This window comes from Stieleria magnilauensis, from assembly GCA_007753675.1.
Taxonomy (GTDB): Bacteria; Planctomycetota; Planctomycetia; order Pirellulales; family Pirellulaceae; genus Stieleria; species Stieleria magnilauensis.
Map to the genome: position 1 here is coordinate 8125189 of CP036432.1, position 25823 is coordinate 8151011.

The 25823-nt window shown below is 58.9% G+C and carries 15 protein-coding genes; 7 read left to right on the plus strand and 8 right to left on the minus strand.

Annotated elements, in window-relative coordinates:
- Position 1: 1 nt before the first annotated feature.
- Complete coding sequence (locus TBK1r_RS29320) at positions 2-1177, plus strand: type III polyketide synthase (protein ID WP_145218606.1); 1176 nt, start codon at positions 2-4, stop codon at positions 1175-1177.
- A 22-nt stretch (positions 1178-1199) separates the two neighbouring features.
- On the opposite strand, the gene pap is transcribed toward TBK1r_RS29320, so the two are convergent.
- Complete coding sequence (gene pap / locus TBK1r_RS29325) at positions 1200-2690, minus strand: polyphosphate:AMP phosphotransferase (protein ID WP_145218608.1); 1491 nt, start codon at positions 2688-2690, stop codon at positions 1200-1202.
- 481 nt (positions 2691-3171) lie between these two features.
- On the opposite strand from pap, the gene TBK1r_RS29330 reads away from it, so the two are divergent.
- Together TBK1r_RS29330 and TBK1r_RS29335 are read left to right on the plus strand one after the other, a co-directional pair.
- A complete protein-coding gene (locus tag TBK1r_RS29330) occupies positions 3172-4662 on the plus strand; it encodes an efflux RND transporter periplasmic adaptor subunit (RefSeq protein WP_419580504.1) in 1491 nt (496 codons plus the stop codon).
- A gap of 79 nt (positions 4663-4741) precedes the next feature.
- Complete coding sequence (locus tag TBK1r_RS29335; RefSeq protein WP_145218612.1) at positions 4742-7852, plus strand: efflux RND transporter permease subunit; 3111 nt, start codon at positions 4742-4744, stop codon at positions 7850-7852.
- Positions 7853-7899: 47 nt separating this feature from the next.
- On the opposite strand, the gene TBK1r_RS29340 is transcribed toward TBK1r_RS29335, so the two are convergent.
- The 3 genes from TBK1r_RS29340 to TBK1r_RS29350 form a co-directional block, all read right to left on the minus strand.
- Positions 7900-9339 carry a sigma-54-dependent transcriptional regulator gene (locus tag TBK1r_RS29340; RefSeq protein ID WP_145218614.1) on the minus strand — a complete coding sequence of 480 codons (1440 nt, stop codon included), beginning with the start codon at positions 9337-9339 and terminating at the stop codon, positions 7900-7902.
- The gene (locus TBK1r_RS29345) at positions 9324-10676 is read right to left on the minus strand and encodes a sensor histidine kinase (RefSeq protein WP_419580505.1); all 1353 of its coding nucleotides are present in this window, start codon (positions 10674-10676) and stop codon (positions 9324-9326) included. Before TBK1r_RS29345 ends, TBK1r_RS29340 begins: the two co-directional genes overlap by 16 nt.
- A 729-nt stretch (positions 10677-11405) precedes the next feature.
- A complete protein-coding gene (locus TBK1r_RS29350; RefSeq protein ID WP_419580506.1) occupies positions 11406-12884 on the minus strand; it encodes a TolC family protein in 1479 nt (492 codons plus the stop codon).
- Positions 12885-13250: 366 nt separating this feature from the next.
- Here TBK1r_RS29350 and TBK1r_RS29355 point away from each other — a divergent pair, with 366 nt between their 5' ends.
- A complete protein-coding gene (locus TBK1r_RS29355; protein WP_145218619.1) occupies positions 13251-13970 on the plus strand; it encodes a type 1 glutamine amidotransferase in 720 nt (239 codons plus the stop codon).
- Positions 13971-13995: 25 nt separating this feature from the next.
- Here the strand turns inward: TBK1r_RS29355 and TBK1r_RS29360 are convergent, their stop codons facing one another.
- Positions 13996-17424, minus strand: coding sequence for an amidohydrolase family protein (locus TBK1r_RS29360; RefSeq protein ID WP_145218621.1), 3429 nt, complete (start codon positions 17422-17424; stop codon positions 13996-13998).
- 464 nt (positions 17425-17888) lie between these two features.
- On the opposite strand from TBK1r_RS29360, the gene TBK1r_RS29365 reads away from it, so the two are divergent.
- The 3 genes from TBK1r_RS29365 to TBK1r_RS29375 all read left to right on the plus strand — a co-directional run bounded on the left by TBK1r_RS29365 (position 17889) and on the right by TBK1r_RS29375 (position 21660).
- A complete protein-coding gene (locus TBK1r_RS29365; RefSeq protein WP_145218637.1) occupies positions 17889-18794 on the plus strand; it encodes a DUF1571 domain-containing protein in 906 nt (301 codons plus the stop codon).
- Between the two features lie 55 nt (positions 18795-18849).
- A complete protein-coding gene (locus TBK1r_RS29370; protein WP_145218640.1) occupies positions 18850-19752 on the plus strand; it encodes an SDR family oxidoreductase in 903 nt (300 codons plus the stop codon).
- Between the two features lie 195 nt (positions 19753-19947).
- On the plus strand, positions 19948-21660 hold the full coding sequence (locus TBK1r_RS29375; protein WP_145218642.1) for an arylsulfatase: 1713 nt from the start codon (positions 19948-19950) through the stop codon (positions 21658-21660).
- A gap of 219 nt (positions 21661-21879) precedes the next feature.
- Here TBK1r_RS29375 and TBK1r_RS29380 read toward each other — a convergent pair whose 3' ends face one another.
- The 3 genes from TBK1r_RS29380 to TBK1r_RS29390 are packed head-to-tail and all read right to left on the minus strand — an operon-like array spanning position 21880 to position 25820.
- Positions 21880-22800, minus strand: coding sequence for an RNA polymerase sigma factor (locus tag TBK1r_RS29380; RefSeq protein WP_145218644.1), 921 nt, complete (start codon positions 22798-22800; stop codon positions 21880-21882).
- Positions 22801-22809: 9 nt separating this feature from the next.
- Positions 22810-24129, minus strand: a complete 1320-nt coding sequence (locus tag TBK1r_RS29385; RefSeq protein WP_145218646.1) for a hypothetical protein — start codon at positions 24127-24129, stop codon at positions 22810-22812.
- A complete protein-coding gene (locus tag TBK1r_RS29390) occupies positions 24126-25820 on the minus strand; it encodes a serine/threonine-protein kinase (RefSeq protein WP_145218648.1) in 1695 nt (564 codons plus the stop codon). The genes TBK1r_RS29385 and TBK1r_RS29390 overlap by 4 nt, the downstream gene beginning before the upstream one ends.
- Positions 25821-25823 lie beyond the last annotated feature (3 nt).

Genomic DNA, 25823 nt, shown 5'->3' on the forward strand with positions numbered 1-25823 from the left:
CATGAGCATGATCATTGACGGCCTCGGCACGGCGACGCCGGCTCATGGAATCTCCCAGAGTTCCGCCGCGGAGATCGCGCAAACCCTGTGTTGCGACAACGCCAAGCAAGCGCGGTTGCTATCGGCGCTGTACCAGCGATCCGGGGTCCGCTATCGGCATAGCGTTGCCTTGGAATCCTCCGAACCTCGATTCGATTCATCCGTCTCGCAAAATGGTGACTTCGACACAGGGGATCATCGTGTTTTGGCGATGACCGGCGTCGCGGAAAAGACGCAGCCGGTTCGCCAAACGTTTTTCGCACCTGCAACGAGCCCCGAGGATTGTGGGCCGACGACCGCACAGCGGATGGAGCTTTACGAACGTCACGCCGGCCGCTTGGGTTCTGAATCGGTCTTGCAAGCGTTGGATCGATCGTCGTTCAACGCCGCAGACATCGATCACCTGATCACGGTTTCCTGCACCGGATTTTACGCGCCCGGGCTGGACGTTTCGATCATCAAACGCTGTGGGCTCGCCCCGTCGGTGAGCCGCACGCACATCGGGTTCATGGGATGTCATGGTGCCCTGAACGGACTTCGGGTGGCCGAGTCGTTTGCCCGTTCGAATCCCGAGTTGCGGATTCTGATGTGTGCCGTTGAATTGTGTACGCTGCATCAACAATACGGATGGCACCCCGAGCGTGTGGTGTCCAACGCACTGTTCGCCGATGGGGCCGCCGCGCTGGTCGCCTGCGCGGCGCCGTCATCATCGCGAGGCCCACAGGTGATCGCGACCGGATCCACCATCCTGCCCGACAGCGAAGACTTGATGCGTTGGCGGATCGGAGACCACGGTTTTCAGATGACTTTATCACCGCGTGTGCCGGCGTTGATCCAGCGGACGTTGGAACCCTGGCTACGGGATTGGCTTGGCAAACATCGTCTGACGATCGACGACATCCGCGGCTGGGCGATTCATCCCGGCGGCCCCAAGATCTTGCAGGCCTGTGGGGACGCGTTGCGATTTCGACGGGGAGAACTCTCCGTGTCGCAAAGCATTCTGGCTGAATACGGAAACATGTCCTCGCCGACCGTGCTGTTTATCTTGGAGCGGTTGCTGCAAGAACCGGAATCCTTGCCCTGCGTGATGCTCGGTTTCGGCCCCGGCCTTTCGATCGAAGCCGCGTTGGTCGGTTAGTCCGGCGAGCTTGCACGCGCGGTCAGCCGAGGCGTTCTTGCAAATGGTCGATCACGGTCTGCAAGACCTTCAGGCGGGCGTACTGTTTGTTGTTCGCTTCGACGAGTATCCAGGGGGCTTTCTTGGTGCTCGTGTACTGGATGATGTCCTGGCCGTACTGTTTGTAGGCCTGCCACAGTTCGCGGTTGCGCCAGTCTTCGTCGGTCAGCTTCCAGTGCTTATACAGCGACTTCTCTCGCTTCTTGAATCGTTTAAGCTGTTCATCCTCGTCGATGTGCAGCCAGAACTTGAGCAACAGGATGCCGTGGTCGACGATCTGGTGTTCGAAGTCGTTGATCTCGTTGTAGGCCCGCCGCCATTCGTCCTCGGTGGCGAAGCCCTCGGCGCGTTCGACGAGCACCCGCCCGTACCAGCTTCGATCGAACACCGAAACATTTCCCGCCCGCGGCAGATGACGCCAAAAACGCCACAGGTAGTGATGCGCACGCTCTTCTTCGGTTGGTGCGGCGAACTGGTAAATGCGGTAGGTGCGGGCATCCAGGCTCCAGACCGTGCGGCGGATCGCGCCGCCTTTGCCGCTGGCGTCGGGACCTTCGAACACGAGCACGGTCGACTGCTCCATTGCCTGCGCCTTGCGACCGAGTTCACCGAGTCGAGCCTGGCCGGTCTTGATCTCTTTCTTGTATTCCGACTTCGGTACCGAACGCGTCAGGTCCAACGCATCGAAGACCGTGTCGACCTTCGGCATGTCGGGGCTGGCGACCCGCACCGGCGCCGACTGATTGGCCGCTTTCTGCTCTTGTGCATCCAGATGGCGAGACAGCTCGGCAGCGATGATTTCGCCGACGCGGAGGTGTCGATAATTCTCGTTGCCCCCTTCGACGATATGCCACGACGCGGCGCCGCGGTTGGTGCGGGTGATCAGCCGCTCGGCCGCCGCGATGAAATCGTCGTAGTGCTCGTGGTTGTTCCAGTCTTCCTCGGTGACCTGGTAGCTCAGCAGCGGATCGGCCTCGAGTTCTCGGAGCCGCTCTTCCTGCTGGGTGGAGCCGAGGTGCATCCAGAACTTCAAAATCAGTGCGCCGTCGTCGACCAATGCGTTTTCGAAGCGGATGATTTCGGACAGGTGATTGTCGAATTCCCGCTCGTCGATCTCGCCGTAGACCCTGCCCAGCAAGGGCTCGGAGTAACGCCCACTGAGGTACAAGCCGATGCGGCCTTTGGGTGGCATGTCGCGCCAGTAACGCCAAAACCGCGGGCGTGCCGCTTCGACGTGCGTCGGTTTCTGGTACCCGATCGTCCGGATCCAACGCGGATCCATCCACATGTTGAGCATGTTGATCGCGGTGGTCTTGCCAGCCCCTTCCACGCCGGCAAAGTCGATCAACACGGGGAATCTCGCCAATTCGCCCGTGCGAAACTGCAAGGTCAGCAGCTTGGTCCGCAGCTCGAGCTCCCGTTCCTTGAATTCTCGCTGGCTAACACGTTGTCCCAGCTCTGCCGCGTCGAACATGAATGCTCCTTAAGCTCCTGTGATCCCCAACCCTGACGTGCCGATCCTGAGCGACGACCGATCGCCGGCCCGATCCCTGGTTCCAGGCCAAGAGTACCCGAAACCATCGATTGCTTCCACTCCGCGCCTCGGTCGATGCGATCGACTGAAGCTTTGGTATTCAGTGCGGGTTGCTCGGCGAGGCAATGATCATCCAGTGGGACGAATGGGACGCATCGGACACATTGGACGTATCGGTCCCATCGAGAGCGACAGGATTCGCAGCAGTGGTCGGACCAACACCCGCGGTCGCTACTCGCCGCGGTGGACAGAAACTGTCCACTGCCGTGGCGAATCTCTGTGCATTGGCCGGCCGTGGCCACTCCCGCCCGACCCAAACGGCCCCAAAACCTCGTCTTCTCGCTCCCGGTGCACTCTGGCACGGTGCGTGCTTCTGGGTTTCGGCAAGACCCGAATCCCAACCTTCCGATTGCTCCCCGCGATGTCCGAGCCAACGAGCCCCGCCGCCAAGCCGAATCTCTTGCACACACTCTCGCAGGGGCTTCCCACACTGCTGGTCTTGGTCGTCATGGCCGGGGGCTGGCTGGCGATCCACACGATCAACAACCCCGCGGCGACCGAAACACAATCCGAGCAGGTCCAGGAACCTGTGGATCCGGACACCGTGATCCTGCCCGAGGGGAAGCTGGCGGTCGCGCGGATCGAAACCATTCCGGCCCAGCAGCAAATGGTTCAACATGTTCACACCGTCCCGGGCCGATTGCGTTACGACCAAACCCGGCACGTCGACGTGAAGGCCCCGATGGATGGGATTTTGTCGGAGATCTTGGTGACCCCCGGTGACCCCGTCGCCAGCGGTCAGCTGATCGCCGTCTTGCGCAGCCCCGAAATCGGACAAGCACGCGCCGAAATCTTGAAGCGCCAGAAAGAGCGTGAGATCGCTCGGCAGGTGCTGACGCGTGAAACGACATTGTCCAAAAATCTGCAACGGCTCTCGGAGATGCTCGATCGGGGTGAAACCGTTGAGGTGATCGAAGCCGCGTTTGCCGACGAGGCCTTGGGCAGCTACCGCCAGGCCATCTTGTCGAGCTACTCGAAAATGAAGTTGGCCGACGCGTTGATCACCAAGATTCAGCCCTTGGTCGAATCCGGCTCGGTTTCTGGACGGACGGTCCGTGAACGCGAGGGCGAGCGACAACTGGCCGAAACGGCGTTCCGAACCGCTCGCGATCAAGCAACCTTCGACGCCGAACAAGCAAAACTGCAAGCCGAAGCCGGGTTGTCGCAGGCCGATCGTCAACTGAATTTGGCGTGGCAGTCGCTCGAAACCCTGCTCGGATACAAGGAGGACAAACGAACCGCGAATCTGAGCAACGAAGAAGCGTTGTCGCGATTGGAAGTCCGCGCCCCGTTTGACGGTACGGTTGAATCGCGGATGTTCGCTGACAACGAACGCGTCTCACGTGGCGACTCGCTGATCGTGCTGGCCAACACCGATTCGTTGTACGTCGAAGCGAGTATTCGTGAAAGCGATTGGTCCGCGGTGTCGCTACGACCCGGAACCGAAATCGCGGTCCGCGTTCCGGCGCTGGAAAACCAGTCTTTCGGCGCGACGATTCACTACGTCGGCCGCGAAGTGCAACCCGACACCAACTCGGTCCCGTTGGTCGCAAGAATCGACAATCGAGACGGCCTGCTGCGACCGGGCATGTTTGTCCGCGTGACGATTCCCATCGGTCAAGCGCGGCAGGCATTGTCGGTCAAACCGGAATCGGTCATCCAACACGACAACCAGCAATTCGTGTTCGTCGACGTCGATGGTGGTGCCTTTCGACGCGTCGACGTGACCACCGGCGACGTGTCGGACGACTGGGTGGAAATCACCGAGGGATTGTCGCCGCGGCAACGGGTCGTGACCGAAGGGGCGTTCCTGCTGAAGTCCGAACTGTTGCTGCAAGGCGAAGCCGAGTGAGAGCCGGTGGAAGCATTGGCATCCACTTCGCTCCCACTGAACCCACCTCCACACGTGAATCAACTCCGATCCCGGCACCATGCTCACTCGCATCATTGAACTCTCACTGACCAACCGTGGTCTGGTCATCATTCTGACGTTGTTGATGGCCGCCGCGGGAATGTACTCGGCGTTGCACTTGCCGATCGACGCGGTGCCGGACATGACGAACGTGCAAGTGCAAGTCGTCACCGATGCCGGTTCGCTCTCGCCGGTCGAAGTCGAACGCTACGTCACGTATCCGGTCGAGAACACCATGGGAGGGCTGCCGGACGTCGAAGAGCTCCGCAGTGTCTCCAAGTTCGGGATCTCCGTCGTCACAATTGTGTTCACCGAAGGCACCGATATCTATCGTGCTCGACAACTGGTGACCGAACGCCTGGGAGATGCCGCGGCCAGCATTCCGCCCGGTTACGGATCACCGACCGTCGGTCCGTTGACGACCGCGCTGGGAGAAATCCTGCAGTTTGAAGTCCGCAGCGACCGGCATACCCCGATGCAATTGCGCACGCTGTTGGAATGGGACGTCGCGCCACGCTTGCGCGAAGTCAGCGGCGTGACGGAAATCAACACGCACGGCGGTTACTACAAGACGTTCGAGGTGCAGCCCGACCCCGACCGCATGACCAGCTATGGCATTTCGATGGAATTGCTGTTTGAGCGTCTGCAGAACAACAACAACACGTCCGGCGGCGGCTACGTAATCCACCACGGCGAACAGCGTTTCATTCGCGGGGTGTCGCTGTTGGAAAACGCGCAGGACATCGAGGAGGTGGTGGTTCGCCGCGAAAGCGACGGCAATCCGATTTTGATTCGCGACATCGCTGAGGTTTGTATCCAGCCGATGACTCGTCAAGGTGCGGTCACACGCGACGGACGGGGCGAAGTCGTGACGGGATTGGTGATGATGCTGATCGGCGAAAACTCACGCGAGGTCGTCACCGCGGCGAAACAGCGACTGAAAGAGATTGAGGTCACACTGCCCGAAGGCGTGACGCTGGAAGTGACGTATGACCGCGCCGCGCTGATCGGTCGAACGCTGAAAACGGTTCTGACCAATCTGACCGAAGGCGGGATGTTGGTGATCGTGGTGCTGTTGCTGATGTTGGGCAATCTTCGCGCCGGGATCATCGTCGCCTTGGCCATCCCTCTGTCGATGTTGTTTGCCACCAACGTGATGGCCTACACCGGCGTCACCGCCAGCCTGATGAGTCTCGGGGCGATCGATTTCGGATTGATCGTCGACAGCAGTGTCATCATGGTCGAAAACTGCATCCGCAAACTCTCCCACGATAATGGTGACACGACACACGAAGACGTGATCCGTGACGCCGCGGTCGAAGTCCGAAAACCGACCATGTTCGGCGAACTGATCATCGCCGTCGTCTTCTTGCCGATCCTGCTGTTGGAAGGCACCGAAGGAAAACTGTTCCGGCCGATGGCGTTGACGGTGCTGTTCGCGCTTGGAGGATCCCTGGTGCTTTCCCTGTCGTTCATGCCCGCGATGGCTTCGATCTTCCTTCCCAAAAAGATGAAGGAAAAAGAGGTCTTTCTGGTGCGTGTGGTAAAGTTCTTCTACACACCACTGGTCACCCGCGCGATCAAGCACCCCGTCGTGACGATCGCCTCAGCGCTGACGATCTTTGCGGTCAGTTTGCCGATGGCACGGCATTTGGGTGCGGAGTTCATGCCGCGGTTGGAAGAGGGCGATTTGTTGGTCGAAGCGTTGCGATTGCCCAGTGCGACGCTGGAGGGATCGATCGAAATGTCGACCCAGATCGAAAACATTCTGAAAAAGTACCCCGAAGTCGAAACCGTGTTCTCCAAAACCGGGCGGCCGGAGATCGCCAACGATGTGATGGGCGTGCACCAGACGGACGTCTGGGTGCTGCTCAAGCCCGTCGCCAGTTGGCCGGAGCCGAAGACGCGTGACGAGTTGATCGAACAGATGTCCGATGAACTGAACACAAACGTTCCCGGTGTCGCCTTCGGTTTCACCCAACCGATCGAAATGCGGGTCGATGAATTGGTCGCCGGCGTCAAGGCCGACGTCGCTGTCTTGCTGTACGGGGACGACATGGAAGAACTGGGGATCAAGGGCAAAGAGATTGAGTCGGTGCTGCGATCGATTCCCGGCGCCGTGGATGTCAAAGCGGATTACCAAGCGAACCTGTCGACGTTGACCATCAAAACCAAACCACAAGCACTGGCACAATACGGCATCGATGCGCAAACCGTGCTCGACGTCGTCTCGTCGCTCGGCGGACACCAGGTCGGACAGATTTTTGAAGGCCGCGCGCGTTATCCGATCATGGTGCGTGTGCCGGTCGACTGGCGGGAGAACCTCAAGTTGCTCGAACAGGTTCCGGTGGCCGATTCAGCCGGCCAATCGATCCCACTGAAGGAGCTTGCGGACATCCGGCTGGAAGAAACACCGCCGACGATCGAACACGAAGGCCAACGGCGGCGGACATTTATTTCTGCCAACGTGCGTGGGCGTGACGTCGCGACGTTCGTCAACGAGGCACAAACCGCGGTGGAAGAGCAGGTTGAATTTGCCCCCGGCTACGAAATTCGTTGGGGCGGTGACTTTGAAAATCTGCAATCGGCCAGCCGCCGACTCGCCATCATTCTGCCGATTGTGTTGATCATCATCATGCTGCTGTTGCACACCAGTCTGGGATCCCTGCGATTGGCACTGCTGATCTTCTTGGCTGTCCCGATGGCGGCTTCCGGCGGCGTGATCGCGCTGTACTTGCGTTCGATGCCGTTCAGTATTTCCGCCGGCGTCGGGTTTATCGCGCTGTTCGGTGTCGCGGTTCTGAACGGGTTGGTTTGGGTCAGTGCCGCAGAAAATCTGCGTCATACCGGGATGCCACTGTGCGAGGTCAGTGCCGAAACCGCCCAAGTGCGACTGCGGCCGGTGCTGATGACCGCCTTGGTGGCGAGCCTGGGGTTCTTGCCGATGGCACTGTCAACGAGCGACGGTGCGGAAATGCAGCGTCCGTTGGCAACGGTGGTGATCGGGGGCTTGATCACATCGACCCTGTTGACCTCACTGGTGGTGCCTTGCATCTACCCTTGGTTTGCGCGCGGATTGAAGGACATCGAACTGACGCATCATGGCGAACCGGAACCGACACTGCACTGACCGATCGTGCATCGACGAGCCAGGAAGCCTTTCCCGCTCGCAAACACTTAGGTGAACTGATTGATGTCGATGCCCAGCGATTTAATCTTGCTGCGAAGGGTCACCCGTGAGATGCCCAAGATCGTCGCGGCCTTGAGTTGATTGCCCGAGGTGTGGGTCAGCACTTGCGTGATCAATTGCCGTTCGGCGATCGAGATCGCTTCCGCGTACAAGTTGTCCGTCCCCTCTATTAAACGTCGGGCGACAAATTGTTCGGACAGAAAACTCGATATGTCGGCCTGCGAATCCGCTTGCGTGCTTCCGGCGCCGAGTGCGGGTAGGCTGAGCGGTGGCAGAAAGTCGGGCAGCAGGATGTTGCCCCGGGCCGTCAACAGCGACTGCTTCATCACGCTTTCCAGCTCTCGAACATTGCCGGGCCAATGATATTGATCCAGAATCTCGAGCGTCTCGGGCGCGATCGTCCGGATGTCCTTGCCGAATTCGTTGCTATAGCGTCGCAGAAAATACTCGGCCAACACCTTCAAATCGTCCTCACGCTCGCGTAACGGAGGCAGATGGATGGTCACGACGCTGAGCCGAAAATAGAGGTCCGATCGAAACAGGCCTTCGGTGACGAGCTTTTTCAGATCATGATTCGTCGCCGCGATGATCCGCGCGTCGACTTTGATCGGTGTGTTGCCGCCGACACGCTCGAACGTCTGGTCTTGCAGCACACGCAAAAGCTTGGCTTGCGTCATCGGTGACATGTCACCGACTTCGTCTAAGAACAATGTGCCGCGGTCGGCCTGCTCGAGTTTGCCGATCCGCTGGCGATGGGCGTCGGTGAACGCTCCTTTCTCGTGGCCAAAGATCTCGCTTTCCAACAGCGCATCGGGAATCGCCGCACAATTGATCGCTTGAAACGGTCCGCTGGCTCGGGCGCTGTGGTGATAGATCGCTTGGGCGACGACTTCCTTGCCGGTTCCACTTTCGCCCAACAGCAGGACGGTCAGGTTTTGCGACGCCACGCGGCCGATCGCCTTGTAGACTTCTTTCATCGCGTGACAACGACCGACGATCGCGTCGGCAACTGGTTCACCCATCGGGGCATCTTCATCGGCCAGCACGGGTTGGACCCGCACCATGCGGCTGAGGTTAAACGCCTTTTCCAGCAGCGCACGCATCTCATCCAGCTCCAACGGCTTGAACAGATAGTCGTACGCCCCCAGCTTGGTCGCTTCGATCGCGGATTCGACGGTGCCGTGACCGGTGATGAAAATGAACGGGATGCGGGGATCGATCTCGCGCAGCCGCTTGAACAATTCCAGTCCGTTGGTGTCGGGAAGGCTGAGGTCCAAGACCACGACGTCGGGTTTGGCCTGGATGAACAACGCTTCCCCGTCGGCGCCGTTTTTTGCGGTCATGACCGCGGTCGTTTCTGTCGCGAACGCACGCTCGAACGCCTTCAAGATCGAGGCTTCGTCATCGATGACTAACAGGCTTTGCATGATTCCTCGCTGTCGGACGTGTCGCCGGAATCTCGGTCCCGCTCGCAGTCCGTTTGACCGGCGATTTGACCGGCGATCGGCAGCGTCAATCGAAACTGTGCCCCCCGCGGGATTCGGTTGGAACCGACCAAGCTGCCGTGATGTGACTGGGCGATCCGGCGACAGATGCCCAGCCCCAGACCGACGCCATTGGGTTTGCTGGTCGCGAAGGGCGTGAACAGTTTGTTCAACATCGCGTCGCTGATCCCGTCGCCGGTGTCGGCAACCGTCACTTCGACTTGCGAGTCATCGGACGTCACCGAGATCGCCAATTCGCCTCCCTCGGGCATCGCATCGAGTGAGTTGAGGGTCAGGTTCAAGAGCAGTTGTTGAAGCTGTGCGAGGTCACCATCGATGTAAATTGGCGCATCGGGGCAGTCCAGCGCCAGGTTGACGTTTTGGGTGCCGCACCGTCCGTCGATCAATTGAACGGTGCGACCAATGGCGTCTTGAATCGGAAACGTCTTCGACTCACCATGTTCGGGGCGAGCATAGTCGAGCAGACCATTGACCGAGCGTTCCATCCGCCGAATCTCGTGTTCCACCAATTCCAGATCGTCGGTCGGCAGTCCCTCGTCGGCGAACTTGCTGCGATTGACCTGGATCAACATTTTGATGGACGTCAGCGGATTGCGGATCTCGTGCGCGACGCCGGTGGCCAGTTGAGCCAATGTGGCCATCTGTTGTGCACGCAACGCTTCGGTTTCGCGCGCCATCAACAATCGTTCTCGTTCGGCCCGTTCGAACTCGGTCAAATCACGGAGGATCGCGATCCTTAATTGCCCGGTTTCAGAGGGGTATTCGCTGACGGAGACCTGGACCGGAAACGATGTCCCGTCTTGCCGATCGACGTTGAGACGAAACTCGCAGGGAAGCGTCTCGAACGAACGGGGAAAGTCCGGCATCCGTGATTGCGTTGTTTTTCCGACCCAATCGGCGGGGTCGACGCCCAACAGTTCCGAACTGGCGCGATTGCACGACGCGACACGCCCTTCACTGTCAAACGTGATGATGCCCTCGCTGGCGTTGGCCACGATCGTTTCAGAACGTTGATGTTCCTGGATCGCGATTCGCCGCAAGGGGCCGATGATGACCCACCACAGCACAGGCGCGCAAACCATCGTCAGCAACACCGCATCGAGCACCGCGGTCCCCGATTCACCCAGAAACTCGGGCATCACGTGGGGCAACAGAAACATCACGCCGACTTCGGCGGTGAAAACCAGCATCAAGACGATCCCCAGAATTCGCGTCGGTGAACGCAGGATCGATGACAGGGCGGACACGCGGTTGGACATGCGCAAAAACTGACGGAGGCTGGGAATTCGAGGCACCCGCGCGACCCGACACAAGCCGGCCCGCGGCTTGCAAACCTGATTCTGGCGGTTCTGGAATTCCCATTCTATCAGCGATTTCGACATCAAACATCTCGGCCGCACGGCGGACACCATCCACTTGCCGTCGACGGGATCGGCGGATCGCGCCGCACGATTGATCGACCCCTTCAAGGCTACGCTGCGAAGTATTGATCCCCTGCGTTTGACGAGGTGATAGCGGCAGGGCGCAAGCCCTCCGGTTCCTCATCGTTACCGGAACATCGGAGGGCTCGCGCCCTACCGCTAAAAAAGACTTCACAGCGTTTCCCTTCAAGGGATTGCAACCGATGTGCCAAAACCACCACGCAGCGATTTCATCACCGCACCGACGCATCACATGCCAGCGCAACGCGTTTCTCGCCTGAGTGCCAAGCTGTGGCGGAGAATGTCATGGAAAGAATCTGTCCATCACGTGAACAACTCTTGCCTTCGGTGCGTGTTTGCTGCTCAGAGCGGGTGGCAAGACAATGGGGGCAAGACAATGCCGAGGGGAGGTGAGGAGAAGGCAGAATGATTCGGGGCAGAATGATGAAGATGGGATGGGGAGATGGGGAGACAAGGAGATGGGGAGGATCGGTACAGAACAGCAGACTGCCACCCCACTATTCTGCCACCTATCGTTTTGCCACTCAGCTCCGACACCATTCAAAATCACTGTCCGCCGAAGGACGCGCCGCGGATTCCATCGCCGTCGGTGTAGTCGGCCGGGGCGTCCAGGCCGCCGGTCAATAACAGCCCTTCGACTTGGGCGTTGGCCTGTGCCAGTTGACCTTGGGCGGTGATCAAACGAATCGCCGATTCGAAATAGCTGCGGCGAACGACCAGGACTTGCAAGAACTCCAGTTCACCGGCTCGGTAGGCTTCTTCACTCAGGTCCAAACTTTTCTGCGTCTGGGGAATGATCTCCTGCTCGTACTTCGTGACCGCCGCCAACGAGGAGTCGAAGGCTTGTGCGGTCCGCGCCAGTCTGGCCTTGATCGCTTGTTCGATGCGTTTGACATTCTCCAAGGCTCGCGTGTAGTCGGCGTAGGCGGCGGAGATGTTGCCCGCGTTCTTGTTCCAGACGGGAAGGGGCGCGTCGAACTGCAGATTGATCATGCCCGAGTCGGTGGCGTTGTCATAGCCGGCACCGAACTGAGCGGTCAGGTTGGGAACCATTTGCACGCGTTGTCGCTTCAGCAACGCGTACTTTTCACAGACCAACGCGTTGGCGGCGGATAACTCGGGGCTCTCGGACAGAATCTGGCTGTAAGCGGCTTCCCAATCGCGGGATGATTGCGGTGTCGCGGGAGCGTCGACCAATCGCGCGGGGGCTGCATCGCCCAGTCCGGCGACGGCGGCCAGATCTTGCCACGCACCCCGATACTCGATTTCCGCTTGCTCGGCGGCGAGCATGATTTCGCTGAGCAACGTCTGGGCCTGCAAGACCTCGATCAGATTGCCCTCTTCGGCTTCTTGACGCTCCTTCGCGATCTGAACCCCGCGACGGGCGACCGTTTCAAAATTGCGCGTCGCGTCGGCTCGTCGCTGCGCCGCAACGGCCTCGAAAAAGCGGACACGAACATCCGTCAAGACGCGAAACCGCTGGGTCTGCATTTCCCAACGTTGGGCCGACATCGTGTGGCCCAAGACTTCTTGATTGAGTTCTAACTTGTTCCCGCGAACAAATTCCTGTTCCACAAACACGCCGTGCTGGTCGGTATTTTCATCGGCGAGTTGTTGCCCGAAATAGCCCAACGTCGGATTCGGGCGCGTCCCCACTTGGTTCCGCAACCCGGCGGCCTTGGTGGCCGTTGCGCCGGCGGCGATGATCGCGGGATTGTTGCTGAGCGCGAGTTGTTCGAGTTGTTCGAGCGAGTAGACGTTCTCGCCGACCGTTTGAGGTCCGTCGGCCGTCACCAGATCGCTGAACGATTCCAATCGCGATTCAACCGCCTGGAGATCGACCGGCTGCAATGCGATTCGTTCCAATTGATCGGCAAAACTGATCGCCTCTCCGTCCCCCTCGTCCGCGTAGGCGACCGTGTCGACGGCACCGGTCGTTTCACGTGTCGCTGTGGATCGCACCGGCGTGGCGGCGCCGGACTGCATGCCGTCGGGCGCTGCGGGCGCCGGGGTGGTCAGGGACAAGGCATTGATTGTCGCAGTCGCCGGCGGGTCGGGGTGCGGACCGACTTGAGCACAACCGACCAAAGACAACAAGCAACAAGCCGATAGCGACATCTTGCGATGTCTAATGGCATCCGTGCGCACCGCTCAACTCCCAAATGAGAAATGATCAACGGGCTTCCCTGCCAAGTTGATCCAAAGCACATCCGATCGACATGCAATACGAACGTTCTATCGGAGCGATTGTCGCGATGCTCCGTCTTGTAGTGGGGCTGAGCCTCAAAAGCACGGCTCTCGTGCCGGGCAATCCGTGCAACCGGTAGAGATTGACAGGGTGTGATAAACTCTCTTCCGAACAGTGATCTACCGCAGGAGAGAATGCGTTTGATGGACAGGTTTCTATTGCTGCAGATCCGCAATGCGGACGACCTGATGCGCGATCAAGAGATCGGGTGTTTCGCCAGGGCGTTGAACTGCGACCGATCTCAAATCGGGGTTCACGATTTGCTGGCCGGCGCGCCGACGATACGAGAACTCGATGCCGTCGATGTTGTTCTGTTGGGGGGCAGCGGTGACTACTCGGTCGCCGAGGGCGGGGACTGGCTGCCGCCGGCTCTGCTGGCGATGTGGGAGTTGTATGAATTGGGCAAGCCCACGTTCGCGTCCTGCTGGGGATTCCAGGCGATGGCCAAGGCGCTCGGCGGCGAAGTCGTGACCGACGCCTCGCGGGCTGAACTCGGTTCCATCGAAGTTCAATTGACCCAGGCCGGACGTAACGATCCACTGTTCGGGCCATTGGGCGACCGCTTTCTCGCCCCGATGGGACACCAGGACTGCGTCGTCCGATTGCCCCCCCAAGCCGTCTTGTTGGCGCGGAGTGAAACGAACCAAAACCAGGCCTTTCGAGTCAAGGATCGGCCCATCTACGGGACTCAATTTCATCCCGAACTGGACCGCGTCGCCTTCATTGAACGGATCCACGCCTACCCGGCCTACGTCGAATCGATCACCGGAGACTCGCTGGAAGTGTTCGAGGCAAGCGTGCAAGACACGCCCGCGACCGACCAATTGCTCAGCCGGTTCATGCAATGCTTGCGCGAATCGTAGGGCAGGCCGATGGTCACAGTGTGACCTACCTGCCGCGATGACAACTGCAACCGACCGATTCGGATGCCGTCGCCAACACGCCCGCACCGGCGTTGGCTTCCCAAAAGAACTCCGCCCGGGGCGCGTTGTCTCCGATGCGATTCATCCGATCGGCTTCGAACAGGTTGCCGTTGGCGATCACGAATTGGATCTTTTCCGAGTCACGAATCTGCTTGGTCGGATCGGCGCCCCGGCGGATCACGATCAGGTCCGCCAACTTGCCCGCTTCGATCGATCCCAGATCGTCATCCAGCCCCAAGTACTTCGCTCCGTTGATCGTTCCACAGGTGAGCGCCTGCATGGGAGTCATTCCACCTTGCACAAAACTCCACATTTCCCAGTGCGTGCAGATTCCCGGAAGCTGACCATGACCACCGGTTTGAACCAGCCCGCCCTGCTCGACCACTTGCCTGGCGATTTCGGCGACCTTGATGTGGTTGTAATCTTCCAACGGTGATTTTTCGCGGCGGCGGGCGCGGGGGTTCAAGATGTGCGGCGGGATGAACGTTTTCAACCGCGTGTGCAACCACAGGTCGTCGATCTCGTACCAATAACGCTCGCCCGAGAGCCCCCCGTAGGCGACGTTCAACGTCGGCGTGTATCCCACGCCGGTGCCTCGCCATAGATCCATGACGTCGTCATAGGCCGTTTGCACCGGTAAGGTGTGTTCGATCCCCGTGTGTCCATCGACGATCATCGTCATGTTGTGCATGAACGTCGAACCGCCTTCGGGGACGACCAACATGTCCAGCTTTCGAGCGGCCGCCAAGACTTGCTGTCGTTGATCGCGTCGTGGTTGGTTGTAGCTTTTCACACTGAACGCTCCGACGGCCTTCATCCGTTTGAGATGAAACTCGGCGTCGGCCAGGGATTCGATTTCGGCTTTGTAGGAGCCCGTCGCACCGTACAGAATCTTGCCGGTCGAAAACGTTCGTGGGGCATGGATCACGCCCGCCTTGGTCATTTCGCTGGCCGCGAAAATACTGTGCGTGTCGTTGCTGGGGTCATGGATCGTGGTGACGCCGAACGCCAGACGGGCGTAATCGATCCAGTTCTGTTGAGGCGTGATCCCGTCGGTCGCTTGGGCCCCGTGGGCGTGCGTGTCGATCAAACCCGGCAACACGATTTGGCCCTTGAGATTCGTTTTGATCGCATCGTCCGGCAACTCGACCTCCTCGCGACTTCCCACGGCAACGATTCGATTGCCGCGGATCAAGACGACGCCGTCTTCGATCACACCAGCCGGGCCCATCGTGACGATTTTTCCGCCGACCAACGCACGGGTTTCATCGGGTTTGGCGTGGGGATGGGTGAAGCCGATGTGGACGTTCTGGACAGCCGGCGGGGAGGTGTTTTCGGTTTCCTTTGCCTGGGCATCTGCTTCCGCATCCGCCTGATTCGCTTCCGCCTGATCCGATGGAGCATCGTCCGGTTCAACACCGACGCTTGCCAACTTGACCATTGCTTGAGAAACGTCGCAGGTGAACAGTTCCGGTCCGAGGGACCAGTGCAATGCCGAACCGTCACCGGAAAAATGCACAAAGTCGCCGGCTTGTTCGCTCACTTTGGCGATCGGCAAGCCCTTTCCGCCGGGACCGACTTTGATCGCCGACGGGGCGTGAACAAAGCGAGTGACATAGACATGAAACCGCTCGATCAGCGCCAGCGACTTTCCGTCCGGCGAGATCTGCATCTCGGTCGCCCAGTCACTCGTGTAGTGATCGCGGGCGTGTTGGCCGGAAAGGTCGACCGAATACAGGGTGACGTTGTCGGATTCTTTTCCGCCGCTGCGTCGCGTCAAGAAAACTCGATCGCCCGAGGCGGCGAACTGTGGATCGCTGCCCGATTGGGTGATCTGCTCTGCCACTCCGTCACGCCAATTGATTTGGTAAATCCCTTGTTCACGTGACCACAGCGCCGACCGCAGGTGGCCGCCGCCGCGGCGTTCAAACACCACCCGTTTTTCATCGGGCGAAAACGTCGGGTTGGTGTAGTGCCCCGGTTGATCGGTCACGATCCAGTTTTCGTCGGCCGCCGGATCGGTCGATGCGATTCGAATCGTTCCGAGATCACGATCATTCCATGTGGTGTAAACGATGTAGTTGCCGTCACGGGAGAAACACGGTGCAAATTCAAAGTGCCGGGTTTGTTCGGTCAAACGAACGGGTTCACCGTCGGGCAAGGATTTGACGTAGATGTATCCGAGTGCTTGATAGGCGACGCGGTCACCGCTCGGCGACACACAGACGTCGCGTAACATCTTGACATCGAAATCGACTTCGGCGACCGGCGTCTTGTGGCGAACAACGGTCTTGACGGTTCGCTTGTCGCGGATGCGGAACGGGATGATTTCGGACGCGCCGCTTTCCAATTCGATCCGGCGGATTTTCCCTTTCGCCCAAATCACGATGGATCGCCCGTCGGGGGTGAAATCAAACGCGCTGTAGACGCCGTGGATCGCCCACGATTCTTGCATGTCACGTTCCAGGTTGTCATCGACCAATCGAATTGCGCCCGATTCCAAATCAAACAAATGCAATCCGGTCTTCGCCCCGACACGGCGAACGAAGGCCAGTGTTTTTCCATCCGGCGACGGTGTCGGGCGGCAGGCTCCGCCGGGCCCGCGGATCAGGGTTTCCGTCGTGCCCTCGATCAGGTCCAACCGCTTGATCGCATAAATGCCCTGGTGCGAATTCTTGTCGTATTCAAAGGTGTCGCCCGGTGTCACGTCTTGGCTGTAATACAGGTAGCGTCCGTCGGGTGAAAAAACCTGCTCGTTGACATCCTTTTGGTCGTTGGGACGCTTGGTCAGTTGCACGCCCGCGGTCGCCCCGCTGGCAACCGCGTCGCGGTGGTACATCCAAAACTCGCCGGCACCGAGCGACCGCCGGCTGGTGAAGTGTTTGCGACCGACCAGATACTGACCGTCGGGCGACCAGACGGGATTGCAAACCAGACGATACGTTTCGCTGGTCACCTGGGTCGGTGAGGATCCATCGAGAGGGAGGATCCAGAGGTTGTCGCCGCCTTTCTTGTTTTTGCCGGTGCGGTCGCTGGTCATCGCGATCTGGCTGCCGTCCGGGCTAAAGCGTGGCTGCATTTCCCAAGCAACGGTGTTGGTCAAATTCTTGGGAAATTGCTTGCCCGTCGCTTCGGTCCCGTCAGCCCCCGTGATCGGCATCAGGTACAGGTCGCCGAGCAGATCAAAGACCAGCTGGGTTCCGTCGGGACTGACATCCAGGTTCATCCAAGTTCCCGTGTCGCAGTCGATCGCCTGTTGGCGACTCGGGCCGGGGTAGTCCTCAACGGCCCATTCTTGCGACGTGTCCGGGTCGGCGGCGACGGCGGGGAGTGTCACGACGACGAACCAAAACGCGAGTGAGCGAGGGAGCAGCATCTTAAAGCGGGGGAGCATGGTGCGATGAAAGTTCAAGGGGCGGGTGGCGGGACGGCAGGGCGACGCTGGACGCGAACGAGTGCTGCCGACGGACGATAGTGTAGCTGGAGCCCCGTTGTCTTGAAGGATCACCCGTCGCAATGGCTCGCTGTTCCGCGTCTCGGTGCGATACGGGTTCTCGGTGCGCGACAAGTTCCCGGTTGGCGACAAGTTCTCGGTGCGCGACGGGCACGCCAGTTGCATAGGCGACGATCCGATGGGGGCAATCGTCGCCTGAATGATCTCGGCAATTCGTTTCCCTTTTCGTTTCCTTCCCAGAGCATTGCAGATCCCGATTCGCCAAGCATACGTAGAACATCTGGAGGCTGCGTCGTTGACGCGAAATCAACCAGCTTGGCCGATCAACTGCAGCCAACTCGCTTGTGGTGTGGGAATGCGAATCAAGACCTACAACGCAATTTGAACAACTGGAGCACTGAATCATGAGACCAAATCCTTTCACGCACGTGTTGCCCCCGGTCGCACTGTTGGCGCTGACAATCTCCCCGTTGGTTGCCGAAGACACTCCGCCGCAACCGTCAACCCTTTTGGTCCGCTCCAACACCATCAGTTCCCATCAGCCGCGTGTCGGGATCGAGAAGGCCGCCGCCCGCCAGTCCGATTCGCTGAACCCGCTACGTGCGATCTTGATTCAGGGACAAGAAAGCTTGGAACGCTGTCGTCGCGACATTCAAGATTACACCTGCACGTTGATCGCCCAGGAACGGATCGACGGACAGCTTCAAAGCGTCAAGTGTTGCCAAGCCAAAGTCAAACATCACGATGAACCGGGCGCGGACGGCAATGGCTCGGTCAGCATTTACCTCAAGTACAAAGCACCCGAATCAATCAAAGGCAGAGAGGTGCTTTGGGTCGCCGGTCAAAACGACGGCAAGATGCTTGTCCGCAAAGGCGGGTCGCGGTTGGCGTTTATCACCGCACTGATTGAACCGACCAGCGAGATGGCGACGCAGAATAGTCGGTACACGATTCACGATTTCGGAATCCAGCGTCTGGTCGAACGGATGATTGAGTTCGGCAGCATCGAATTGGCCGGCGGCGAGTGCCAGACCAACGTGGTCGAAGATGTCGACGTCGATGGACGTCCATGCAGACTCTTCGAAGTCATCCACCCCGAGCGGCGGGACGATTTGCCGTTTCATTGCGCCAGAGTCTACATCGACAAAGAACTGCAATTGCCGACTCGGTTCGAAGCCTACGATTGGCCCAGCGAAGACGACGATCAACCCGTCTTGATCGAACGCTATGCCTACTGTGATCTACAACTGAACGTCGGTTTGACTCCGGAAGATTTCGACAAGGACAACTCCGAGTATCAATTCCGGTAGTCAATTCAGCCAATCCAATTTTCACCCTGCGAATAAGGAACCACAGGCAACCACGATGGCAACCAACGTCGACGAGCGGATCCAGTTGGTCGATCCGCGACCAATGTACGCGCAACCGCCGTTTGATCAGCAGTCAAAATTTGATGTCCCCGGATCGACGGCCCAGATGTCGCCCCAGCCGGATCACGGAGAACAGTCCTACCAAGGGTCGGGAAAACTGCGTGGCCTCTCGGCGCTGATTACCGGCGGTGATAGCGGCATCGGGCGTGCCGTTGCGATTTGTTACGCCCGCGAAGGCGCGAACGTCGCGATCAATTACCTTTGCGAAAATGACGATGCCGAGCAAACGGCCGAGTTGGTGCAGCAGGCCGGCGTCCGCGCCGAATTGATCCGAGGCGATGTGCGCGATGAATCCTTTTGCGCGGATTTGATCGAGCAGTCGGTCAGCAAGTTTGGCGGACTGGACATTCTGGTCAACAACGCGGCTTACCAACAGACACGGGATGGAATCGATGACTTTTCAACCGAAGTGTTCGACCGCGTTTTCAAGACGAATGTGTACGGGACGTTCTGGTTGTCGCGGGCGGCGATGAAACATCTGCCACCGGGAGGAAGCATCATCAACACGGTGTCGATTCAAAGCTTCCAGCCAGCCGGTTATCTGCTGCCATACGCCGCAAGTAAATCGGCGCTCGCGGGCATGACCAAGGCGATGGCAGAACTGGCCATCAAAGAGGGCGTGCGAGTCAACGCGGTTGCTCCCGGCCCCGTCTGGACGCCATTGATTCCCAGCACGATGCCTGCGGAAAAAATGGAAACGTTCGGCGGCAACACGCTGTTGAATCGTCCCGCCCAACCGATTGAGCTCGCGCCACTGTATGTTTGGTTGGCCAGTCCAGAGGCGAGCTGCGTCACCGGAGAGATCTTTGGATGCACCGGAGGCCGCACACCGCTGTGATGAAGCTGGGATTTGACTTGCGGGTTGGGAGAGAAGAAACTGTCGGCGGGACCGTGTTCGGTTCCGTGCCGCCAGAGACACCCGCATTGAGACCAAATCGGATTCGACATGATTCAATTCCTTGCTTCGAAGCGGGCCGGTTGCCGCCAGTCATTCTCGCGTCCTTTGCGAAACAGAATCACTCCGCTCGCTCGGATGGCAGTTGTCGCTCTGTTGACGCAAACCCTGTCTCTGTCCATTGCAAACGCGGAGTCCGCCACTCGCCCGAATATCCTCTACATCATGTCCGATGACATGGGCTATTCGGATATCGGATGTTACGGCAGCGAGATCGAGACGCCGAATTTGAACGCGCTCGCCGAACACGGCCTGCGGTACACACAGTTCTACAACACGGCGCGGTGCTGCCCCACGCGGGCAAGTCTGCTGACGGGGTTGTATCCGCATCAGGCAGGGATCGGTCACATGATGAATGATCGCGGCTACGACGGATACCGCGGCGATCTGAATCGAAACTGTGTCACTTTGGCCGAAGCTCTCAAGCCGGCCGGTTACCGGACCTACCTGTCGGGAAAGTGGCACGTCACCAAAATGATCCGACCGGAAAACGAGGCGGACAAGCACAACTGGCCTCGCCAACGCGGGTTCGATCGCTTTTACGGCACCATCCACGGCGCCGGTAGCTTCTTTGATCCCAACACGTTGACCCGCGACAACCAATACATCTCGCCATCGGCCGATCCCGAATACGGACCGGAGGAACAAACCAACGGTACGTTCTACTACACCGATGCGATCGCCGATCACGCCGTTCGTTTTATCAACGAGCATCATTTCGAAACCGGCGATCAACCTTTCTTCATGTACGTCAGCTTTACCGCCGCCCACTGGCCGATGCATGCCTTGGAAAAGGACATCGAAAAGTACAAGGGGAAATACGATGCCGGGTACGACGCCATCCGCGCGGCGCGGTACCAAAAAATGATCGAGCTTGGCGTCATCGATCCGAAGGCGACGACGAATTTCCCCGTCCCCGAAGGTGCCAAAGAAACCGAGTTCTGGGAGTGGGACAAACGCAACATGGAAGTCTACGCTGCGATGATCGACAACATGGACCAGGGCATCGGACGGATCGTCGAAGCGCTCCGCGATACCGGCGAGTTTGAAAACACACTGATCTGTTTCTTCCAAGACAACGGCGGCTGCGCCGAAGGCTATGGCCGGGGCGGCAAGGGCAAGCAACGCAGCGAAACGGCACCCCTGCCCGAATTGCCCGACGATTATCTGCAGCCCGACATGCAACCCAAACAAACCCGCGACGGATTCCCGGTCCGGACCGGCAAGGGCGTGATGGCGGGACCGGCAGACACCTACATCGGCTATGGACGCGCCTGGGCGACCGTCTCCAACACACCGTTTCGAGAATACAAACACTGGACCCACGAAGGAGGCATCTCGACGCCGTTGATCGTCCACTGGCCGGCAAAGGTCACTCGTCATGGCGAACTGGAACACACGCCCGGGCACCTGGTCGATTTAATGGCGACCGCCGTCGATGTCTCCGGTGCAGAGTATCCGACCGTTTTCCACGGCGGTCGCAAGATCAAGCCGATGGAAGGCAAGAGTTTGGTGCCGACGTTTGAAGGAAAACCCATCCAGCGCGAAGCGATCTACTGGGAACACGAAGGCAATCGTGCGATTCGCGTCGGGGATTACAAATTGGTCGCCAAGAGTGCCAAGGGGAAATGGGAACTGTACAACATCGCGAACGATCGCAGTGAGCAGCACAACCTTGCCGACGAGCAACCCGAGCGCGTCGAACAGCTGGCGGCGATGTGGCAGGCCTACGCCCAGCGGGCCGACGTGTTGCCACTGAATCCAATCAAAAACGCCAAGAAGAAGCATTAGATTGTCGCGTCCGGAGGATGATCCGGGCACGCAGAGGGTCCGGAATGGGTAGGAAGATTTTGGAGGTAGGAAGATTTTGGAGGTAGGAAGATTTTGGAGGTAGGAAGATTTTGGAGGTAGGAAGATTTTGGAGGTAGGAAGATTTCGGAGGGAGGAAGATTTTGGAGAAGTCCACCATCAAGGCCAATCCAATTTTCCTACCTCCAAAATTTTCTTACCCTAGATCTCGCTCTCGCCCGACCGCCCCAGCGACGCACTGAAAAAGCCGATCGTCGATTCGAACAGTCGCTCGCGGGCGGCATCTTGATCATCCCGTGACGTATCCGGATTGAGTTCGTCCAGGTTCGCGCGGCAAAAACCGCACCCCAGAGTTCGGACGTGAAAATCGACGTATTCCGCCCACGGCGGTGGCAGAATGCCGAGCGTGAATTTGCCCAACGTACTTCGCTTGGGGCAACTCGGTCGCTGCGATTCCCAGACGCGACTCAACAGGTCACTGGCCAATGTCATGTCGTTTCCCCAGTCGGCCAATGGCTCGGTCGATTGACTCACATCGTCTCGCAGCCGCCCGATCAAGCGTCGTTTGACCACGGCAATTTCGTTTTCGCTGCTGTTCATCACTGCGGCCAATTCCCGATTGCGTCGCCGCGCGAAGAACAACCCTTCGGCGATCTGCAATTCTTTGAATCGCTCGCCCGATTGAAGGAATTGCGCCAGACGACGCACCGCGCCGGCCAGCGCACGGATGGCCCGTTCGTCTTGCTCGTCGCGGCGGACGTACCAACTGACGCCCGGTTCGGTTGACACCGCGTCCGTGACGACATCACTCGCATCGGACCCGATGAAGTCACACACCGGCACCTCTCGATGGATGCCGCTGCGACGGTAATGGTCGATGATGCGATAACGCAGAATCTGAAACAGAAACGATTCCAATTCACCGTCGGCACGATAGTTTTCCTGCGACGACAAGAACGAGACAAACGTCTCTTGGACCAGATCCTCTGCGGTGGCCACCGATCCAACGCGTTTGACCGCGAACGCGATCAACCGTCGCTGGAAACGATCAACGAACTGCCGCCATCCCTCTTGATCACCGGACTGGACTAATTGCAAGAGATGCCCGTCAGCTTCGTTCATTTTTTGACTTTACGCGATCATCAACGCGGCGAGCAGAAAGCCCATGACCAAGACGCCGGCCAATCCTAACACGAGCTGGCTGCGATAATAGCCTTGGGTGACCCAATTCAGCGCAAGGCACAGCAAGATGGTCGCAATGACCAGAACCATCATTCCAACGGCTTGCGTCAGCTTACCCATGTAGGATCGTTGAAAGGATTCTTCGACGGTCATTCGAGCCACACTGACCTGTTCCTGGCCGGGGACTTCGACCAAAACGGCCTCCCGCCAAACGTCACCGTAGGAACGTGAAAGCCGCTGAGCGAATCGATCGATGACATGCCGCTCGTCGATGATCGCATACGGCTTGCCGCGAAAATGGATCGCGGCCTGGCGAACCGCATCGGACAACGCCTGTTTGCGGGCTTGCCCCTCGGAAGACTGAAGTTCGCCGGAGTAGCCGACGACAAAATTGCGTTGCGGATACATCGAAACGAACTGATCCAACGATTCGACCCAAGGCTTTTCGGTGACAAAGGCTTGAAACGACGTTTGTCGCTGGGCGGATTGAATGGTGCAGGTCAACAATCCGTTCTCGATAACTTGTTGACGATCCCAAGTCGCCGGTTGCGAACTCGCCGCAGAGACGATCAGTTGAACCGAAAGCTGGTTCTCGGTGGGTTCCGCCGGCACACTGCCGACCGACCGGACGACGACGCCGGGAAACAGCTTGCTCAGCTGTTCGGTGATCTGAGGGACCAGAGACACGGCGCTCGAGCCCGACGCGCTGACGACAATGGATTCGGGATCGATCACGCCGTCGATCTCGTCGCGCTGGAGCACTTGCTTTTCTGCGAGTTTTTCTCGCAGTCCAGCAGTCAGCGGCCTGATCGCGGCGGAGTAACTGGGATACACGTTCGCCGTGAACGCTTCGGTGTCAGCCGTTCGCCATTGCCCCGGCGATGGTTCACTGGTGGCCGGTTCCCCGGCCAACTCGACGATCGGCGGCGGCACAGGTCGCTCGGGGGCGGACGCAACGGCGGCAGGAGCCGGTGCCTGGGCCGCGGTGGGAGCAGCCACCTCAAACGATTGTGGCGACGGCACGGACTCCGCCACGCCGGTCACCGTCGAGTGACCGGTTCGGGGCGCCTCGTGGTTCGATTCCATGCGAAGGGTGAAGGTGGCGACCAGGAAGAGCATTGGCACCACCAACAGCAAAAACAGTCCGGCCAAGATTGATCCGACGCGACCGGCGGTCGACTTCGCGTTGACGGCAAACACGATCGTCAGGATCAAGACTGCGAGGTACAAGCCGGCAATGATAAACAGGGCAAAGGTCGCAATCGTCATGAGACTCGCTCGGCGGTTGGTGGTGTGGAGGCTGTGGATTGATCCAAGGAATGCACACGTGGTGCCGTCCCGTTGGCCGAGACGTCTGTCCCGGTCGTCTCATGTCGGTTCAGCGGAAACGGGTCCGGGGGCATCCATACCGCCGTCAATTGAACCGTGATCGCGGCCGTCATCGTTGCCGCCATCGATAAGATGACGTAGTCCAGAACGGCAGAATGCATCCCCAGCGCCCAACCACTCAGTCCGGCAACCACTCCACTGATCGTACCCGCGACCAAGGTTCGCGAGATGGTCACGCGTTGGGCTCGATGTGGGTCACAAAAGCAACGCCAATCGATCAGCATCGTTGCCGCCAGCGCACCGAGCCAGCAGCCGACATACACTTCGTATTGTGGGAAATTATTGAGAAAGTTGGCGACGAAAAAGTAGGCCACCAGCCAAATTCCGATCAACCAGGTTCGCGAGACCAGCGCTGTGGAGATGCCGGGATCTTGAGGCACGACCAGAACAAGCGTGACAGCTAACGCCATCGAAATCAGCCAAATCCCGAGTGTCATCAGTACGGCGGTCGATCCGTCGAAAAGCCCAGAGCAATACTCCGTGGCTGCGAAGGCCACCATCATCAAAATAGCTGTTGAACCGATGGACAGCCCCACCCGGGCCAAGTAACGAACGTCGGCCATCCGTTGCAGTCCCCCCGCAAGTACTTCGTCGCGATTTGATTTATCGGCCGGCGTTTCTGATTCGGTGGTATCGCTAACGGCGTGTCTCGCACCGACGGTGTCGGCCAAATCTTCGACTCCGATCGATTCAATTTGCGACGGCCTCCGGCGTGATGTCGATGCCGGTTTCCGTCCCACCAGCGACAGACTGGCGGGAATGGAATCATCCGTCACGTTCTTCGTTTCGCAGCCCAGTGCGGTGGCCATCTCCCGGGCCGACTGAAATCGTTTTGCCGGATCTCGGTCCATGGCTTTTCGCACAACACCGGCAAACGGTTCTGGCAATTCACTGACGTCGACTTCGCCCTTGAGATGTTTCATCAAAATCTCACCGACACTTTCTCCGACGAACGGAGGCTTGCCCGTCAGCATTTCGAACAGCATGACGCCCAGCGCGTACAGGTCGACGGTTTTGTCGTACCGTCCCATGCTGATCTCCGGCGCCATGTAGTGCACGCTTCCCACGGTCATCGTATGACCGCTGGCGTGACTGACCGTGATCACTTTGCTCAAACTGTAATCGCCGATTTTGACGATGCCGTCCTCAAAGAAAATGTTGTGCGGCTTCAAATCCCGGTGCACGATCCCGGCCTCATGCAGGTAGTCGATTCCTCTGGCCAATTCGCGAACAAAGAACAACGCTTGCTCCGGTTCGATCCCCTTCGGGGACGCATCCAAGATCTCACGTAGTGAGGCGCCCGAGACAAACTCCATGATCACCCAAGGCGTTCCGTCGAGACCTTGTTTGACATCGAAAATCATCACCAGATTCGGCGACTTGAGATTCATGCAGTGGCCGATGCCGCGCAGCTCGATGTCTTCGTAATTCTGCACTGCTTTCAAGGCGACTTCGCGGCCGGCATCGCTGGTGGCAAAGTAGACTTCGCCGAACCCGCCACGGCCGAGGGCGTGCCCGATCGTGTAACCCTCCAGCGGTCGATCGCCCGGTTGATAGTGAAAAGCTGCCATGCG

What these genes read in the sequence shown, in the direction of transcription:
- TBK1r_RS29335 (WP_145218612.1), top strand. Translation starts at nt 4,742, where the DNA reads ATGCTCACTCGCATCATTGAACTCTCACTGACCAACCGTGGTCTGGTC.
- TBK1r_RS29355 (WP_145218619.1), top strand. Translation starts at nt 13,251, where the DNA reads ATGGACAGGTTTCTATTGCTGCAGATCCGCAATGCGGACGACCTGATG.
- TBK1r_RS29370 (WP_145218640.1), top strand. Translation starts at nt 18,850, where the DNA reads ATGGCAACCAACGTCGACGAGCGGATCCAGTTGGTCGATCCGCGACCA.
- TBK1r_RS29365 (WP_145218637.1), top strand. Translation starts at nt 17,889, where the DNA reads ATGAGACCAAATCCTTTCACGCACGTGTTGCCCCCGGTCGCACTGTTG.
- pap (WP_145218608.1), bottom strand. Translation starts at nt 2,690, where the DNA reads ATGTTCGACGCGGCAGAGCTGGGACAACGTGTTAGCCAGCGAGAATTC.
- TBK1r_RS29340 (WP_145218614.1), bottom strand. Translation starts at nt 9,339, where the DNA reads ATGCAAAGCCTGTTAGTCATCGATGACGAAGCCTCGATCTTGAAGGCG.
- TBK1r_RS29360 (WP_145218621.1), bottom strand. Translation starts at nt 17,424, where the DNA reads ATGCTCCCCCGCTTTAAGATGCTGCTCCCTCGCTCACTCGCGTTTTGG.
- TBK1r_RS29380 (WP_145218644.1), bottom strand. Translation starts at nt 22,800, where the DNA reads ATGAACGAAGCTGACGGGCATCTCTTGCAATTAGTCCAGTCCGGTGAT.
- TBK1r_RS29375 (WP_145218642.1), top strand. Translation starts at nt 19,948, where the DNA reads ATGGCAGTTGTCGCTCTGTTGACGCAAACCCTGTCTCTGTCCATTGCA.
- TBK1r_RS29320 (WP_145218606.1), top strand. Translation starts at nt 2, where the DNA reads ATGAGCATGATCATTGACGGCCTCGGCACGGCGACGCCGGCTCATGGA.
- TBK1r_RS29330 (WP_419580504.1), top strand. Translation starts at nt 3,172, where the DNA reads ATGTCCGAGCCAACGAGCCCCGCCGCCAAGCCGAATCTCTTGCACACA.
- TBK1r_RS29345 (WP_419580505.1), bottom strand. Translation starts at nt 10,676, where the DNA reads ATGTCCAACCGCGTGTCCGCCCTGTCATCGATCCTGCGTTCACCGACG.
- TBK1r_RS29385 (WP_145218646.1), bottom strand. Translation starts at nt 24,129, where the DNA reads ATGACGATTGCGACCTTTGCCCTGTTTATCATTGCCGGCTTGTACCTC.
- TBK1r_RS29390 (WP_145218648.1), bottom strand. Translation starts at nt 25,820, where the DNA reads ATGGCAGCTTTTCACTATCAACCGGGCGATCGACCGCTGGAGGGTTAC.